The organism is Gemmatimonadales bacterium, from assembly GCA_036279355.1.
Taxonomy (GTDB): Bacteria; Gemmatimonadota; Gemmatimonadetes; order Gemmatimonadales; family GWC2-71-9; genus DASQPE01.
In genome coordinates this window covers 133,322-149,433 of record DASUJH010000002.1, presented here as the reverse complement: position 1 = coordinate 149,433, position 16,112 = coordinate 133,322, and the positions used below count along the sequence as shown (strand labels likewise).

12 protein-coding genes are annotated in these 16,112 nt (G+C 69.3%); 4 read left to right on the top strand and 8 right to left on the bottom strand.

What is annotated here, in order from left to right:
• The 6 genes from VFW66_00730 to VFW66_00705 all read right to left on the bottom strand — a co-directional run.
• Positions 1-221 (bottom strand): NAD(P)-binding protein (locus VFW66_00730; protein HEX5385202.1); only part of this gene is annotated, 221 nt, incomplete at its 3' end.
• Positions 214-2,028: a DUF3473 domain-containing protein gene (locus VFW66_00725; GenBank protein HEX5385201.1), complete on the bottom strand. Its 1,815-nt coding sequence runs from the start codon at positions 2,026-2,028 to the stop codon at positions 214-216. The genes VFW66_00725 and VFW66_00730, both read right to left, overlap by 8 nt.
• Before the next feature lie 180 nt (positions 2,029-2,208).
• Positions 2,209-3,372, bottom strand: coding sequence for a glycosyltransferase family 4 protein (locus VFW66_00720; GenBank protein ID HEX5385200.1), 1,164 nt, complete (start codon positions 3,370-3,372; stop codon positions 2,209-2,211).
• Entirely contained in the window at positions 3,369-5,042 is a 1,674-nt protein-coding gene (locus tag VFW66_00715) for a glycerol-3-phosphate dehydrogenase/oxidase (GenBank protein HEX5385199.1), read from the bottom strand. Before VFW66_00715 ends, VFW66_00720 begins: the two co-directional genes overlap by 4 nt.
• Positions 5,042-5,794 (bottom strand): class I SAM-dependent methyltransferase, encoded by a 753-nt coding sequence (locus VFW66_00710; GenBank protein HEX5385198.1) that lies wholly within the window; start codon positions 5,792-5,794, stop codon positions 5,042-5,044. The genes VFW66_00715 and VFW66_00710 overlap by 1 nt, the downstream gene beginning before the upstream one ends.
• 33 nt (positions 5,795-5,827) lie before the next feature.
• Positions 5,828-6,811 (bottom strand): NAD(P)-dependent oxidoreductase, encoded by a 984-nt coding sequence (locus tag VFW66_00705; GenBank protein HEX5385197.1) that lies wholly within the window; start codon positions 6,809-6,811, stop codon positions 5,828-5,830.
• A gap of 72 nt (positions 6,812-6,883) precedes the next feature.
• Between VFW66_00705 and asnB the strand changes: the two genes are divergently transcribed.
• The 4 genes from asnB (at position 6,884) to VFW66_00685 (ending at position 14,025) form a co-directional block, all read left to right on the top strand.
• Positions 6,884-8,851: an asparagine synthase (glutamine-hydrolyzing) gene (asnB, locus tag VFW66_00700; GenBank protein HEX5385196.1), complete on the top strand. Its 1,968-nt coding sequence runs from the start codon at positions 6,884-6,886 to the stop codon at positions 8,849-8,851.
• On the top strand, positions 8,848-9,846 hold the full coding sequence (locus VFW66_00695; protein ID HEX5385195.1) for a lysylphosphatidylglycerol synthase transmembrane domain-containing protein: 999 nt from the start codon (positions 8,848-8,850) through the stop codon (positions 9,844-9,846). Before asnB ends, VFW66_00695 begins: the two co-directional genes overlap by 4 nt.
• Positions 9,843-10,913, top strand: a complete 1,071-nt coding sequence (locus tag VFW66_00690) for a lysylphosphatidylglycerol synthase transmembrane domain-containing protein (protein HEX5385194.1) — start codon at positions 9,843-9,845, stop codon at positions 10,911-10,913. The genes VFW66_00695 and VFW66_00690 overlap by 4 nt, the downstream gene beginning before the upstream one ends.
• A 346-nt stretch (positions 10,914-11,259) precedes the next feature.
• On the top strand, positions 11,260-14,025 hold the full coding sequence (locus VFW66_00685) for an Ig-like domain-containing protein (protein ID HEX5385193.1): 2,766 nt from the start codon (positions 11,260-11,262) through the stop codon (positions 14,023-14,025).
• A gap of 3 nt (positions 14,026-14,028) precedes the next feature.
• Here the strand turns inward: VFW66_00685 and VFW66_00680 are convergent, their stop codons facing one another.
• Positions 14,029-15,378: a DCC1-like thiol-disulfide oxidoreductase family protein gene (locus VFW66_00680; GenBank protein HEX5385192.1), complete on the bottom strand. Its 1,350-nt coding sequence runs from the start codon at positions 15,376-15,378 to the stop codon at positions 14,029-14,031.
• A gap of 8 nt (positions 15,379-15,386) precedes the next feature.
• A complete protein-coding gene (locus VFW66_00675) occupies positions 15,387-15,854 on the bottom strand; it encodes a hypothetical protein (GenBank protein ID HEX5385191.1) in 468 nt (155 codons plus the stop codon).
• Between the last annotated feature and the right edge of the window lie 258 nt (positions 15,855-16,112).

The following is a 16,112-nucleotide window of genomic DNA, read 5'->3' as shown; positions in this document are numbered from 1 at the left end:
CCGAGACCGATCTCGTCCAGCAGCGCGAGGAGGTTCCGGTCCGAGAGCAGGATCACATGATAGAACCGGTCCCAGGTGTAGTCGCCAAGGCGGGCCGCCGCCGCGAGGCCGCCGCCCTCTCGCGCCGCCTCCAGCACCGTCACATGATGCCCCAGCCCCCGGAGCCGCATCGCCAGGGTGAGCCCCAGCATGCCGCCGCCCACGACGCCCACGCTAGACATGGCTGAGCGCGGCCTGCTCGGGGTCGACCCCGCTGTCGGCCCCGGGCTCAGCGGCCGCCGTCGCTGGCTGCGGCCGCCGCCCACCCTCGCGCCATTTGAGGAGCGCGAGCCGGCTGAGCAGCCGGGTATGCCCCCACACCGTCCGCAGCACTTTCATCTTGGACCGCCCGAGCATGCGCACCTCGAGCGTGGTCGGGAACTCGACGAGCGTCTCGCCCGCCAGATCGAGCCGGCCGAGCATCTCGGCGACGCCGAGGAACCCGCGATAGCGGAGCGCGAGCGGTTGAACGGCGCTTAGGCGATACACCCGGAAGCAGCTCGTGTAGGTATGGAACTGGTGCCGCAGCACCAGCCGATACAGCCGGGAGAGGTTCCGCGAGAGGATCAGGCGCCACGCGGGCACGTTCAGCACCCGTCCGGCGGGATGGTATGGGGATGCGGTGACCATCGCGACGTCGTCGGCGAGGCACGGAATCATCCGCCCCAGCTCGTGCGGATCGTAAGTGCAGTCGCAGTCGATCGAGCAGACGATCTCGGTTTCGGCAAAGCGAAGCCCGGTCTGGATCGCGGCGGCCACCCCGCGATTGGTGTCGTGCCGGACGATCCATACCCCGGGCCGGCCGCCGAAGATCCGCTCCAGCGCCGCCGCCGTGCCGTCGTCGCTTCCGTCGTCCACGAAGACGAAGCGCAGCTCGTAGCGGTCGGCGAAGGACCGCACGACGCTCCGCAACGTGTTATCGAGGTACGGCAGGATCAGCTCTTCGTTGTAGCAGGGCACCACGACGGTCACCGGCACCACCTTGCCCGTGGCGCCGCTCGCCCGCGCAACGGCGACGGCTCCGCTCTTCCGCGCGGCCGCGGCGCGCGCGGGCAGCAGCACCGCGGCCCGTGCCACCGCCGCTCCCGTGCAAGCCGCCGCGGCCGCCGCATTACCCGGCCGGTTGCCCGTCGCGAGCCCCAGATAGTCTGCGATGCCGGTGAACGCATACCGCGCGAAGTAGTGCCGTAGCCGGCTCTCCATGCAGTCCAGGTTCCGGTACTGGCGCACGCGGGCCAGCACCGGCGCCCCCTGGATTCGCGGTTGATCGGGATCGAGCTCCCAGGTGTGGAAGTACATCACGAACGGTGCATGGGCGGTGCGAATCCAGCGGGCGACCGCCCGGCGCAGCCACGCGTCCGGCAGCTGGCGCAGGTAATTGCCGCCGGCGATCGGGAACTGGCAGCCGAGCACGCTCGCGGCCGAGATCGGAAACTCCGTGAGCAGCCGGTCGCCGGCGTGGTGGACGTGCACGTACCGGCGCCACGGCTCCGCCGCGAAGCTGCCCAGAATCGGCGCGATGCTCGAGTCGTACTCGTATCCCTCGTCGGCCAGCACGTCGAGCGCCCACAGGTCGGCCGGGCGAAACCAGCCATCGGCCACCCGATAGCCCAGGATCCGCTGGCCGCTCGCCTTCCGAAGCGCTTCGCCCGCGCGGCTCAGGTCCTCCCGGAATTCGCCCGGCGTGAGCGATCGGATGCTCCGGTGGTAGTATCCCTTGCTCGCGATCTCGTGGCCCCGCTGCACGACCTCGCGCACGATCTCCGGCACAGTCTCCGCCACCCACCCGAGCACGAAGAACGTGGCCTGGATGCCGAACTCGTCGAGCAGGTCGAGGGTGCGGCGGGTGCCGTGCTCGACGCGAGCCTCGAAGCGGTACCAGTGCCCGCGTTGAATCAGGCGATTGAACGTGCCGACCTGGTAGTAGTCCTCGAGCGCGACGGTCAGAACGTGGTGGCGCGGCTGGTCAACTTGCGGTAGGCATGTCATTGGAACGACGCGGTGAATCGACGAACGAAGAAGCGCGAACACTAAGCAAGAGCGGCGCCAGCATGATGCAACCATTACGCCCGTGGTCGAGCGGCGCAGCGGCGTTTGACCGCGTATTTGTGGTGGGATTTCTATAGCGGACGCGCAGCATCATGCGTCACACTGCGCGGGTGTCGCGCGCTACGATCGCGCTCCGTGCGCGCCTGCGGTTGCGTCGAGCAGCCGCTCGTAGGCCGCGGCGCAGTGCTCGATGCGGTGCGCCGGCGCGAGGGCGAGATTGGTCTCGCGCATCCGCGCGGCGAGCGCGGGATCGGCGCGCAGGCGCCCGATCGCGGCGGCCAACCGCTCGGCGTCCCCTGGAGGAACCAGGAAGCCCGTCTCACCGTCCCGCAGGAAGTCCACCTGACCCCCGTGATTGGGCGTGATCACCGGCAACCCCGACGCCATCGCTTCGAGGTAGACCAGTCCGAACCCTTCGTGCATAGTCGCCGAGAGGTACGCATCGGCCACCCGCAGGATTTGCCACTTGCGAGGCTCGTCCACCCAGCCGAGGAATCGCACCCGCTCGCTGAGGCCGCGCGTCGCCGCGTGGCGCTCGAGCGCTCCGAGCTCCGGTCCGGCTCCCAGGACCACCAGGTGCACCTGCGCGCCGCCCGGCAGCGCGAGCGCGTCGAGCAGCGTGCCGATGGCCTTGCGAGGCACCAGGCGGCCCACCGTAACCGCGAGGAATTCGTCCTCCGGCAACCCCAGTTGCCGCCGTGTGGCCGGCGCCACCTCCGGCTGGCGGATGCCGAGCGGCACGATGTCGATGGGGCCGCGATAGCGGTAATAGCGGTAGACGTTGTCGCGCGTGTTGCTCGATTGGGCCACGACCCGGTCCGAGCCGCGCAGCACGGCCGCGACCACAGCGCGAAGCGCCGCCGAGCGATGGGGCGAGATTCGCTTCGACGGGTCGTAGATATCGCCGCCGTGGATCGAGATTACGTGCGGGGTCCGGGAGAGCCGCGCGACCGGCAGCGACCCCGGACCGGTCGGCACCGCGAAATGGCTGTTGATGACGTCGAAGCGCCGGCCGCGAAGCAGTCGCGCGGCAGCGAGCCAGGCGGCCGGCGGGTAGCTCAGCATGGAGGGCAGCGATGCCACCGACTTGTCGGTGCGGCCGATCACCGGCACCCGCACGACCTCGACCCCGCCGCGCATCTCGCGCCGCGGCAGCGCGTCGTAGGCCGACGTGATGACGGTGACAGCGTGACGGCAGGCCAGTTCCTCGGCGATGAGGGCGTTGACGATCCCGCCGCCGCCGCCGACCGGCGGATACTCGTAGTCGAAAATGAGGATCTTCACACGGGGACCGGAAAGGCGGCCTCGGCGCGGGTGATCTCGTCGCGGCTCCGCTCGGGCGTCCATCCGAGCTCGCCCGCCAGGATCCGCGCGCACTGCTCCAGCGCGGCGCGGGTCGGCCGCTCGCCCGTGCCGAGATCGGTGCGGCGGTACACCACGTCAGCGAGGCGCTGGGCCATTTCGTCCCGTACCGCGTGCGCCACCTCGGCCTCGATCACATGGGTGCCGGCGACAGATTGGCCCAGCGCGGCGTCGCGCTCCACATGGGCGAGCACCTCGCCCATGGCAGAGCCGTGATTCCGCGCAAGGGTCCGCGCCGCCTCGTCCGTGATGCCGGCTGGCCGCCGCGCTACGGCGGCGCTGACGAAGTGCTCGATATCGTCCACCTGGCCGCCACGGATGCGGGTGTAAGCAGTGCGCGACCCGGGCAGCGTGCGCCCGAGCTTCCGGCCCGCGAGGTCCACCACCTCCTGGGCCACGGCGCGCGCCGTCGTCCAGCGCACGCCGATCGAGGTGATGAGTCCCGCGTGCCCGTCGGCCTCGGCATGGTCCACGACGCGCGCCCGATGGCCGTAACTCAGATGCTTGGCTCCCGGCGCGTTGTCGCCGAACAGAACCAGGCCCGCATTGAAGCAATTCACGTCATCCGGCGTGAGCTGCAGGGCGGGGGATGCCGCGTTCACCTCGGCGAGGTAGGCGTCGAGCTCCGCTCGGGTGACGGTCATCGTATCGGGGTGATCGGGAAATACCTTGTGCCAGACGCCGAGTAAAGTGTAGCCGCGCCACGGTACAAGGAAGAGGTGCCGTGCGGCGCGGCTCAGGAGTGCGTCCGGGTCGTGCGTCGCGCCCAGCACCGCGAGCCCGTGGCGGTTGCGGGGGGCGCGGCGAAGGACGAAGCAGGTGTCCCGGGAGAACGTAGCCCCGGGCGTAAGGGTCGGACCGGCGCTCCCGTCGAGCAGTCCCGGCGCCCACGGTCCGGCGGCGTTCACCACCACCGCGGCCCGGATCCGAAGTGTGCCACCGCCCAGCACGTCGGTCGCCTCGACTCCGTCCACGCGCTTGCCCGTGAGATGAAAGCCGGTGGCCGCCACGTAATTGGCCACGACCGCGCCGGCCGCCACCGCCGATTCGAGAAACGCGAGCGCGAGCCGCGGCGGGTTGTACATCTGGCCATCCGAAAACACTCCGGCGCCGGTGAGCCCGGGCCGGTCGAGGTCGGGAAAGAGCGCCAGCGCCTCGCGCCGGGTGAGGAGCCGCCCCGGCGGGATCCGTCGGGCGGGGTCGCGGATGCCGCGGTTCCGGTCGGCCGCGCACAGATCGTACAGCTTGAATCCGGCGCCGAGCGCCGCCTTGCCCTGCATGCCATGGCCGAAGGTGGGAATCACGATCGGCAAAGGCTCGACCAGGTGCGGCGCCACCCGGAGCAGCGCGCGCCGCTCGCGCACCGACTCGCGAATCCTCGGCAGGTCGGCATGCTGCAGGTAGCGGATTCCGCCGTGGACCATTCGAAACGAATGCGCGGAGGTTTCCTCGGCGAAGTCGCCCCGCTCGATCAGCGCCACCGAGAGCCCGCGCAGCGCCGCATCCCACGCCGTGCAGATGCCGGTGATGCCCCCGCCCACGACGGCGATGTCGAACTCCCGCTCCTCCAGCGCGCCGAGATTCCGCTCCATCAGGTGCGCCCGCGCTTCCGGCCCACCGCGCCGATCTTCTTGCTGAAGAGTTTGTTGCTCTTGCCCACCATCTTGAAGCTGAAAAGAAAGAGGCCGCGGGTCACGGCATCCCAGAGAAGTGCCACGTAGTTGAGCGGATTCCGATAGAAGACGTACAGGTTGAGCGGGAAAACCTCGACATCCCTAAAGCCGCCGTGCTCCATCACCTGCTGCAGGCTGTAGTGGGTCCAGGCGTTGTAGTGGTCGAAGTTGCCCCAGCGCGACTCGGACCCTACGATGGGGTGCGCGCCATTGATCGCGTGCACCAGGAGCGTACCTCCTTCCGCGAGCTTCTCGCGGCAGAGCGCGAGGAAGCGCAGGATCTCGTCCTTCGTGAGGTGGTTCAGCTCCTGCTCGGCAATGATGGCGTCGTACGCGTCGGTACTCGCCGCAAGAAAGCCGAAGGCACGCGCCACGCGGCAATCGAGGCCGCGCTTGCGGGCGTACTCGACCTTTTCCGGAAACGAATCAATGCCGGTCACCCGGGTATAGCCCTCGTTCTTGAGCAAGCTCACGAAGTAGCCCGGCCCGCAACTGATCACCAGGATCCGCGAGTTGCGATCGGCAGGCAGGTACCGCAGGTAATTGTGCCGATAGAAAGTCGCGAACCGGTTGAATCCCGCCTCGACGTCATCCGGCGCCTCCCAGAAGGAGTCGAACGGCTCGATCTTGGCGGCGAGGGCGTCGTCCAGGGAGGTCCCGGGCTGTGTCATCGGTCTGCTCGCGATCGTGGGAGGCGGAACATGCTACAACAGGCCGGCCCCGCGGTACCATTGCGCCGTGAGCCTCGCGCCGTCGCGGAAACCGACCCGCGGCGAAATACCGAGCGCCGCGGCGCGAGCGGTGTCGAGACTGAAGCTCTTGCGGAAGAAATCCATCCGCCGCCGATGTAGCGGCGGCTGAACGCCGAGGGGCCGAAGCGTGAGCTCCAGGGCCGTAGCGAGGGCCAAGAGCGGCGTAATCGGCACGCGGAGGCCCGGCGGCGCCGTCCCGACCGCCGCCGCGACCGCCGACACGATGTCGTTGGTGGAAATCGGCGCGGGGCCGGCGAGCAACACAACGTCGCCGCGGGTATCGGATTGCGCGGCCAGCCGCTCCAGCGCGGCGGCGAGGTCGTCCACGTACATGGGATGATGCAGGTTGACGCCGGGTCCTACGTTGAAGAACTTCCGGCCCTGGATGGCGCGGAACAGCTTGAGCAGGCGGCGGTCGCCTGGCCCGTACACCTCCGGAATGCGCACCGCGACGAGCGACAACCGGTCGGCGTACGACCGGGCCAGCTTCTCGCCCTCGAGCTTCGTGACGCCGTAGATGTTGTCCGGCCGGCAGGGGGTGTCCTCGGTGATGCGCCCGGCCGCGTCGCCGTAGACCCCGATGGTGCTGCCGTGCACCACGCGACTGACTCCGCCCGCGAGCGCCGCATCGAGCACGTGCCGGGTGCCGGCGACGTTTACCGCACGAAAGTGGGCATCCGGCACGTGCATCTCGTGCTGGGCTGCGGCCAGGTGGATGATCGCGTCGACCCCGGCCGTCGCGGCGGCGAGGGGCGCCGGGTCGGTCACCGACACCTCAGCCACCGTGGCCCCGGCCTCGCGCAAGCGGGCGATGTTGGCTGCCTCGGCCGGCGTGTTCGCTTGGCCCAGGGCGGTCACACGATGGCCGGCGGCGAGGTATCGTTCGGTCAGGCGCGATCCGATGAAGCCGGTTCCGCCGGTGATCAGGACGTGCAAATCGAAGGCTCCCGTAAAGCCGACCGGTAATGTAGCGGGGCGGGGTCTCACTCTTGCAGCCGGGCGGCGCCCATGTGCGGATTCGTCGGCATCCTGGATCGAAGCAGCGTCGCGGGCGACGAGGTGGGGCGCATGGCCGATGCCATCGCTCACCGCGGCCCGGACGACGCCACTATCCATGTAGAGCCCGGATTCGGGCTCGGCTTCCGCCGCCTTTCCATCATCGATCTCGCCGGCGGCCGGCAGCCCATCCCGAACGAGGACGATACCGTCTGGGTGGTGCTGAACGGCGAGATTTACAACTACCAGACCCTCCGCCGGCAACTCCTCGCCCGCGGTCATCGCTTCCGCACCCAGAGCGACACCGAGGTGCTGGTGCACCTCTATGAGGACCGCGGCGCGGACCTCGTGCGCGAGCTGCGCGGCATGTTCGCCTTTGCGCTGTGGGACCGGCGCCGCCGCCGCCTTCTCATTGCCCGCGATCATCTCGGGCAGAAGCCGCTTTACTGGGCGCGTCAGGGCGAGCGGCTCTACTTCGCCTCGGAGATCAAGGCCATTCTGGCGGTGGCACCGGCCCTTCGAACCCTGGACCCCATCGCCCTCGACGAATACCTCACCTTGCGTGTCATTGCGGACGATCGCTCGATGTTCCGCGGCATCCGCAAGCTGCCGCCGGCCCATCTGCTCGACGCGTCGGATGGCCGGGTGTCGGTCGAGCGGTACTGGGACCTCAAGTTCGAGCCCAAGCAGCCGCTCACCGAGGCGGAGGCGCTCGACCGGCTCGACCACGAGCTCCGCGAGGCGGTGCGCCTGCACATGGTGAGCGACGTGCCCGTCGGGGCGTTCCTGAGCGGTGGCGTCGATTCCGGGCTGGTCGTGGCCGCCATGCGTGCCGCCACGGACGAGCCGTTCCACACCTTTTCCGTAAGTCTGCCGTACGGCCGCTTCGACGAAGGGCCGGCGGCCCGCCTCGTCTCCGCACGCTACGGCACCACCCATCACGCGAGCGTCATCGACGGCGACATCGTCGGCCTGCTGCCGAGGGTCGTGTACCACCTCGATGAGCCGTCCGACCCGCTGAGCGTCTGCCTCTATCAACTGTCGGCCACGGCGCGGCGCGAGGTCAAGGTGGCCCTGGGCGGCGACGGCGGCGACGAGCTCTTCGGCGGCTACGACCGCTATTACGGCACGCTCTACGTGCGGCACTACGCGGCGTTGCCCGCGGCGCTCCGCCGGCACGTGGTGCGCCGGATTCTGGCGCTCGCCCCGGACGGCGCCTGGTACAAGAGCCTCACCCACCAGGTGCGCTGGATGGATGAGCTGGCGCAGGTGGACGAGGGCCGCCGGTATGCGCGCAGCCTGAGCTACGCCTACTTCACCCCGCCGCGCCGGGCCGAGCTCTACAGCGACGACTTTCGGCGCTCGGTGGCCGCGTTTGACGCGGAGGCATCGGTCATCCGCTGGCACGGCGATGCCCGGGTGAAGGACGCCGTGGACCGCATGCTGCTCGCGGACAGCATGGTGCGGCTGCCGAACCACTCGGTGATGATCCTGGATCGGATGAGCATGGCCCACGGGCTCGAGGCCCGATCGCCGTTCCTCGACCATCGGCTCGCCGAGTTCGCGGCCACACTCCCGGTCAATCTCAAGATCCGCGGCCGCCGCCGCCGCTATCTGCAGATGCGCCTGGCCGAACGGTACATCCCGCCCGAGGTGCTTCGGCGGCCCAAGCAGGGCTTCTCCTCGGCCCTGCCGTATCTCATGCGCGCGCAGTTCGGCTCGATCTTCGGTCACTGGCTGCGCGATGCCCGACTGGTCCAGGCGGGCCTGCTGCGCGCGCCCGCCATCGAGGCGATGCTCGGCAGCCATCTTGCCGGCCGGGCCGACCACGGCAACCGGCTCTGGCTGTTGCTCAACGCCGAGCTCTGGTACCGCATTCACATCGAGGGCCAGTCCGTCGCGGCGGTCGAATCGGAGCTCGCCGAGACGCTGGGCGGCCGGTCTCAGCCGCCGCGCGCCGCGTTGGCCCGCACCGCATGACAGAGCTCGCCGCCGCCCCCGCAGCCGCGCCGCCACGTCGCCGGAAGATGGCGTTGGCGTGGCTCCTCACCGCCGCATTCGTCGCGACGCTGGTAAGCCAGGTGGACCTGAGGGGCGCCTGGCACCATGTCATCACCGCCGACGCGCTGCTGCTCACGCTGGCCTTCGCGGTCCTCGCGGCCGACCGCATTTTCCAGGCGGCCAAGTGGTACCCGCTGGCCACGCTGCAGGCGCCCGACCTCCGGCTCTGGCCCTCGATCCGGGCGTATCATGCGGCATTTGCCGCGTCGTTTCTGCTGCCCGCCTCGATCGGCGGCGACGTGCTCCGCGCGATGGCCCTCGGCCGCGCGCGCAACGCCGTGGCCGAGATCGGTGCGTCGATCGCCATGGAACGCGTGCTCGGACTCACGGCGCTCGTCATCGCGAATCTCGCCGCTGTCCTCATCGCTTTTCCCCCCACGCATCACTTGCGGAGCTTCCGCCTCTGGGCGCTCTCGCTCGTGGCGCTCGGGCTCGGGGCGCTGCTCGCGTCCCTGAGCCATCCGATCCGCGCGCGGATGCGGGCCTGGGCGAGGCGGGGCGCCTCGTCCCGATGGGTGCGCGGCATCAGCCGGTTCGGCCGCGCGTACACCGTGTACCGGAACCATCCCGGAACGATGCTCGGTGTGCTGCTGCTGTCGCTGCTCGAAACCGGCCTCGTCGTCGTGATCATGTGGATTCTCGGTCTCGCCATCAACAGCGCAATCACCCTGCGGATGCTGCTCGTGGTCACTCCGATCACCCTGGTGCTGTACCGGCTGCCGATCACGATCTGGGGGCTCGGGATCGCCGAGGGCGGGTTTGCCTTCCTGCTCGACGAGCTCTATGGCATTGCGGTCGCGGAGGCGGTGGCGCTGTCGCTCCTGTTTCGGGTGCTCGAGTTGTGCGTGGCACTGCCCGGTGCGCTCCTCTGGCGCGACCTCGTCGGGCTCCGCCCACGCGCGAGCGAGCCGTGACCGTCTCGGAGCAGCAATCCCGCGCTCGGGCGTCCGACCACGCGGTCCGCGGCGCCGGACCACCGGTGCCCGCGGGCGCCAACGTGCGCCCGAAATGGGGCGGCCGGCTGCTCCGCACCGCGGTCACGGTCGCGTTCATCGCGCTTCTGCTCCACCTCGTGCATTTGGGCGACCTCGCCCGGCTGGTCACGTCCGCGCGGCCGGTGCCGCTCCTGATCGCGCTCGTCGTGCTGATTGCCGATCGGTTCGTGATGGTCGGAAAGTGGATGCCGCTACTTCGCGTTCAGGTGCCGGACGCGCGTTGGTTCCCGGCCTTGCGCGCTTACCTCGGCTCCGGTGTGGCGCAGTACCTCCTTCCCTCCACAGTCGGTGCGGATGCCGTGAGGGCCGCCGCCGTTGGCCGCTCCCGGCAGACCGTGGCGGAGGTCGCGGCGTCGATCGTCGCCGAACGGCTGCTAGGGCTTTCCGCGGGCGGGGTGCTCGCCTGCATCGCGCTCATCCTCGCCATCCACGCCGACCTGCCGCTCGGTTCCCTGCTCCCGTGGGCCCTTGCCGCGTTCGGCGTGAGCGTCGGGGTGACGCTCATCCCGCTCGTGCCGGGCCTCGCGGGGTGGGTCGAGCGTCTGGCGAGGCGCGGGCGTCTGCCCCGCGGCTTCAACTTCGTGTTTCGCCTGAGCACAGCCTACCAGGTGTACCGCCGGCGCCCGGCGGTGCTCGCGATGGTGGGACTGCTTTCGGTCGGGGAGCAGTGGTTCCCCATCGCCAATCTGTGGCTATGCGCCATAGCTGTTGGCGTCCACCTGTCGTTCACGGCGGCGGTCGTGACCATGCCGCTCACGCTCTTCGTCACCCGGCTCCCGCTCTCCATCGGAGGGCTCGGCGTGGGCGAAGGTGCCATGGTCTATCTGCTCGGCCTCTTCGGGGTTCCGGTGACGGCGGCGCTGGCCGTTTCGGTGCTCTGCCGCGCGGTAGACGTGGTCGTCATGGTGCTGCCCGGAATGGTGTTCTGGAACGGGATCGTCGCCGACATTCGCAGGCGGCCGGCGGGCACCACCCCGGCTGGTTGAGGTTTGGTGAGGGTGCAGGGCTCCAAGTTGTTGTCCCCGTCCCGCAGGTGCACGAATCGGTGTAGCACGTAGCCGACAGCTGGACGGGAGGGCGCCTCGAGGGGTGACGATTCGGGTCCCCCGGGGCGGTGCAACCTCTTAAGCTTGCGGTGCTTGACAGTCCCCTCCGCGGCAGGCAGAATCTACCCCCGATCGGCACACTCCGTGCTTTTTCCGGCCTGACCCGCACACGCCCGGCTGCGTCGTGCGGTGCCGTCCGGCGCCGTTGCAGTCGGCCAGTTCGCAGCAAATCAGTTACATGCCTCGCGGCCGAATCTCATCGGTTCCGCCGCCGGCGCCAGTGGGGGTGGCCATCAGACCGCGCCTGTGCTTGCTGCTGCTCGCCTCCGCTTGCGCCGGCGCCGTGCTGGGCTGCGACGACGGAGTGTTCGAGCCGACCCAGATCGCGACGATCTCGCTCGTGGCGACCGACTCGACGTTGTCCGTCGGCGATTCGGTCCGCGTCTCGGCCACTGCGAAGAATGCGGCGGGCGACCCCGTGCCGTTGAGCGGGCTCATCTGGTCGAGCAGCGATCCTGCCATCATTGCGGTTAACCGCGGCTTGGTCCTCGCGCTCGCGCCGGGTGAGGCCACCGTCACGGCCAGCGCGGCCGGCAAGGCAGGATCCACGCAGGTCAAGGTCAACGGCAAGGTCGGCTCGGTCACCGTCACGCCGAACCCGGCTTTGGTCTCGGTGGGCGGCGCCACCCAGTTGACCGCCACGGTCAAGGATTCGCGCGGCAACGTGCTCACCGGCCGCGCCGTCACCTGGACGACGAGCGCGTCCGGCATCGCGACGGTGTCGTCCGCCGGCCTCGTCAGCGGCATCGCCGCCGGGCAAGCGACGATCACGGCCACCGCCGCCGGGAAGAGCGGCTCGACTCAGGTCACCGTGAGTATCGTGCCGGTGGCAACGGTCACCGTGTCTCCCAATCCATCGACCGTCCAGGTGGGCTCCACGGTCCAGCTCTCGACGACGCTCAAGGACGCCGACGGCAACGTGCTCACCGGGCGCGGCGTGACCTGGTCGAGCAACAACTCCGGCGTCGCGACCGTGTCGGCAACCGGCCTCGTCAGGGGAATCGCCGCCGGCAGCGCCACCATCACCGCAACGAGCGAGGGCAAGAGCGGCGGCTCGGCGCTCACCGTGAGCGCGGCGCCGTTGGCGCCCGTCGCGTCGGTCACGGTCTCGCCCGATCCGGCCGGCGTCGTCGTCGGTGCCACCGTGCAGCTCACGGCCACCCTCAAGGATGCCGGCGGCAACGTCCTCACCGGCCGCGCCGTCACCTGGTCGAGCAGCAACACCTCGGTCGCCACGGTCTCGCCGAGTGGCGACGTCACCGGCGTCGCCGCGGGCACTGCCACCATCACGGCGGCGAGCGAAGGCAGGAGCGGCGGCGCGTCGCTCACCGTGAGCCCCGTGCCGGTCGCGACGGTAACGGTGACGCCCAACCCGGCCTCCGTGCAGACGGGCGCAACGGTGCAGCTCACGGCCACGCTCAAGGACGCCGATGGCAACGTGCTCTCCGGCCGCACGGTGACCTGGTCCAGCAATGCCACCTCGAAGGCCACGGTATCGACCAGCGGGTTGGTGACCGGCGTCGCGGTTGGGAGCGCCACGATCACTGCGTCGAGCGGCGGCAAGAGCGGCTCGGCCACGGTCAACGTAACGGCGGTGCCGGTGGCGACGGTGACCGTGTCGCCCAATCCCGCGAGCGTCAACGTCGGCGCCACCGTGCAGCTCACGGCCACCCTCAAGGATGCGAACGGCAACGTGCTCACCGGACGTGCCGTCACCTGGTCGAGCAACAGCGCCAACGCTACCGTGTCGTCCACCGGTGTCGTGACCGGGCAGGCGGCGGGTTCGGCCACGATCACGGCGACGAGCGAGGGGAAGAGCGGGAGCAGCGCAGTCATCGTCAACTCGACCGGGGGCGGCGGTGCCAGTACGGTCTCCGTCACACCCGGCGCCCCCAACATCCCGGCGACCGGCTCACTCCAGCTCTCGGCGACAGTGAAGGACGCGAACGGGAACGTCCTTACGGGTGCCCCGGTGACCTGGACATCGAGCAATCCGCTCAAGGTGAGCGTATCCACGGCCGGCAGGATCACCGCCGGTACCGACACCGTGCTCTCGTCGGAGAGCGCCTCAGCCGTGATCACCGCGACGAGCGGCAGCGCGAGCGGCACCGCGCAGGTCACCGTCTCGCTCGCGCCGGGACCGCACACCGACATCGACTACTGTGATTTCCTCGAGATTTACCGGCAGATGGATGTGTACGAGCCGAGCGCCTCGTTTCCGCGGCCGCTCCCGGTGGCGATCTTTATCCACGGCGGCGGCTGGACCAGCGGCGACAAGACCGACGCAGGCTGGCATTTCGGCCAGGTGAGAGACACGCTCCTGAATCACGGCTACCTGGTCGTGAATCTGAACTACCGACTCTCGACCGCCACCAGTAACAAGTGGCCCGTGCCGGAGCAGGACGTTCGATGCGCTGTTCGCCAGCTCCGTGGCAATGCGCGGGTGTACGGGGCCGATCCGAACCGATTCGGCGCTTGGGGCACGAGTGCCGGTGCCACACTGGCCGCCCTCCTGGACCTCGCCGCCGCGGCGCAGGATCCGATCTCTGACGGCGACGTGCACTTCCTCAGCTTCTCGAGCCAGGTGCGCGCCTACGCAAGCATGGACGGCGTCTCGGACCTCACGCGCCCGAGTCAGCTCGCCGACAATTCCAACGACGTGTTCACTTCGACGGACACAACCGATGGCTCGCAGCGGTGGATTGCGAGCCCGATCCACAACATTTCACCCGACGACGGACCCGGCCTCCTCTTCCATGGAACCGCCGACGTGGTCGTGGATCCGGTGCAATCGCAGAACATGTGCGCTGCGCTGGGCTCGGCGCGGTGCCCCGGCAGCATCAGCGGCATTCCAAGCGGTGTGCAGGTCGTGCAGAACGGCGATCACGGGCTCGAGCCTAGCCCGGCGGGGACGACCATCAGCCCGACGCGCGAGGAGATCGCCCATCGGATTCGTCTCTTCTTCGACGCAATGGTGGCAGCCGGCCCCTGAGCCTCAGGCCGCGCACGCCTCCGCCCGACAGGGCGCGCGGCCGCGACGGCCGGAGATCCCTCGATAGACCTGGGGGCCTACGGTCGCGGCGAATGGTGCGTAGAGCGCGGGCAGGAGCGGCCAGAGGAACGGCAGCGCCCGGGCAAGGCGTCGGAAGGCGAAGAACCCGTGGTACACGACTCCGTCCGGCCCCACGACGTGCATGGCATGGCGCGCCTCGCCCGGTGTCACGCCGGGCGCCCTCGCCGCCGCGGCCGACCACTCGGTTTCGAGATCCACAAACCTGAGCCGCCGCCGTACGTCCACGTAGTCCAGCAGCACCATGCTCCGGATGCAGAGCGGGCAGAGGCCGTCGTAGATCACGGTCCAGTCGGACTTGGCGGGACTCGGGCTCAGCGCCGCCGGCCAGTAGCGCCGGAGCGGCTCGATCAGCACGATATACAGGACGATGAGCTGGGGAAACGGAGCGCGCTGGGTGAGAAAGATGCCCGTGTGTACCGCGGTGCCGGCGAGCACGAATAGCCAGCTCAGCACCGGGAAGATGATCACCAGCCAGAAGAGCGACTCGAAGGCGATCGTCGCCAGCGAGAGCAGCCGCAGCGCGCCGATCTGGCCCGCCGCCCAGAGGCCGAGCCCCGATTCGCGGTGGATCGCATCGCGCGCGAGCGCATAGGACAGCGTGTAGCCGTTGACCCACGCCAGCCCGCCGTTCACCACCTTGGCGAGGCCCGCCGAGAGGTACGCGATGGCGAGTACCCAGAGGATGAGCCGGAGCGGCCAGCGGGCGAAGGTGCTCGTCCGGTCCGCCGCGCTCAAGCGGGTGAAGCGCATGCCCGCCACCGCATGGCGGATCCGGAAGCGTAGCTCGTCGACTGACCAGGCCGCGCCGCTCGGGCCGAATGCCAGCGCCCAGAGCGCGATCGTGAATGCCGCCTCCGGATGATGGAACTCGCCGTACGAGTAGCTGTGCGCCACGAGCAACGTGCACGTAGCCGCCAGCACGATGAGACTGGGCTTGGTATAGAGGCCGATGAGGCCGAGGATTCCCGCGACCACCGCGGCGAGCCACACCGCGTGGAGGAACATCGGCTCCGGCCGCACGCCCCACCCGAACGGCAACAGCAGGAGCTTGAGCGCGGGAATGGGCTTGAACTGCCGGTCGCTGACATGGGTGAGCCAGTCCTGATAGCGGATGCTGCAGCCTGAGCATGCGCCGATGTATCCGATGGACATCGTCGGAAAGAGCAACAGGCTGAGTTGCATCGCCACGACGACGATCCGGACGATCGCGAGGTTGGTGAGCGAGCCCGGGCCGAACCAGTATGCGTCGGCGCGGCGGAGCAGTGATTTCATTGAGCGGCTTAGGCGGAATCGGGCGCGACCGACCAGCTACGCAGGAGCTTGGGGGCGCTACCCGTCGTGTCAGGGCCGTTCCGACCTATCCGGATCGTCCTGGCCCATATCTGCATGTGGCACGGCGACGGGTTGAGGTTGCGCTGGGCCAGTCGATCGAGCGTCCGCTGCGCCGTGTCCGCCTGTTCGGCCGACCAGCCGGGGAATTGCGCCGCGCGCTGAATGAGGGCCTCGAAGTTGTACCGGATGACGTGAAACTGCCCGAACGTCACGGTATCCCCGGTGCTCGCCTGACCGCAGGGGACCGCGCGGACCTGGACCAGGACGACGGAGTCGCCCATCCGGTGGCTGTCGGAGTACATGGGGTAGTTCACAAACGGCCAGTACCAGTTGTTATAGCGGAACGTGGAAAGGGCCTCCTTGGCCTGAACGCAGAGTATACTCGCGCAGAAGAGACTGGCCAGAAGTTTTCGCATGGTCCCCCGGGCGTGGTTGCCGAGCCCAACTATCACGGCCGCGCAGCGCTCCCGCAAGTCATGTGCTGCCCGGGTCCCTCGCACCGATGTCGCGGTGTAGCGCGGAGGCATCAGGTGCGGCAAACCAGCGGCGTGCGGCGCGTGAATTTACCCCATGCCCGGCTGCGGCGTGCCTCTTGCACGGGGACGGCGCATCTTTGAGTCCGGAAATGCAATGAGCACGCCGGTCGAGGCCTCACCCGGGGCACCCTCCACTTC

What these genes read in the sequence shown, in the direction of transcription:
- VFW66_00710 (HEX5385198.1), bottom strand. Translation starts at nt 5,794, where the DNA reads ATGACACAGCCCGGGACCTCCCTGGACGACGCCCTCGCCGCCAAGATC.
- VFW66_00725 (HEX5385201.1), bottom strand. Translation starts at nt 2,028, where the DNA reads ATGACATGCCTACCGCAAGTTGACCAGCCGCGCCACCACGTTCTGACC.
- VFW66_00680 (HEX5385192.1), bottom strand. Translation starts at nt 15,378, where the DNA reads ATGAAATCACTGCTCCGCCGCGCCGACGCATACTGGTTCGGCCCGGGC.
- VFW66_00715 (HEX5385199.1), bottom strand. Translation starts at nt 5,042, where the DNA reads ATGGAGCGGAATCTCGGCGCGCTGGAGGAGCGGGAGTTCGACATCGCC.
- VFW66_00675 (HEX5385191.1), bottom strand. Translation starts at nt 15,854, where the DNA reads ATGCGAAAACTTCTGGCCAGTCTCTTCTGCGCGAGTATACTCTGCGTT.
- asnB (HEX5385196.1), top strand. Translation starts at nt 6,884, where the DNA reads ATGTGCGGATTCGTCGGCATCCTGGATCGAAGCAGCGTCGCGGGCGAC.
- VFW66_00695 (HEX5385195.1), top strand. Translation starts at nt 8,848, where the DNA reads ATGACAGAGCTCGCCGCCGCCCCCGCAGCCGCGCCGCCACGTCGCCGG.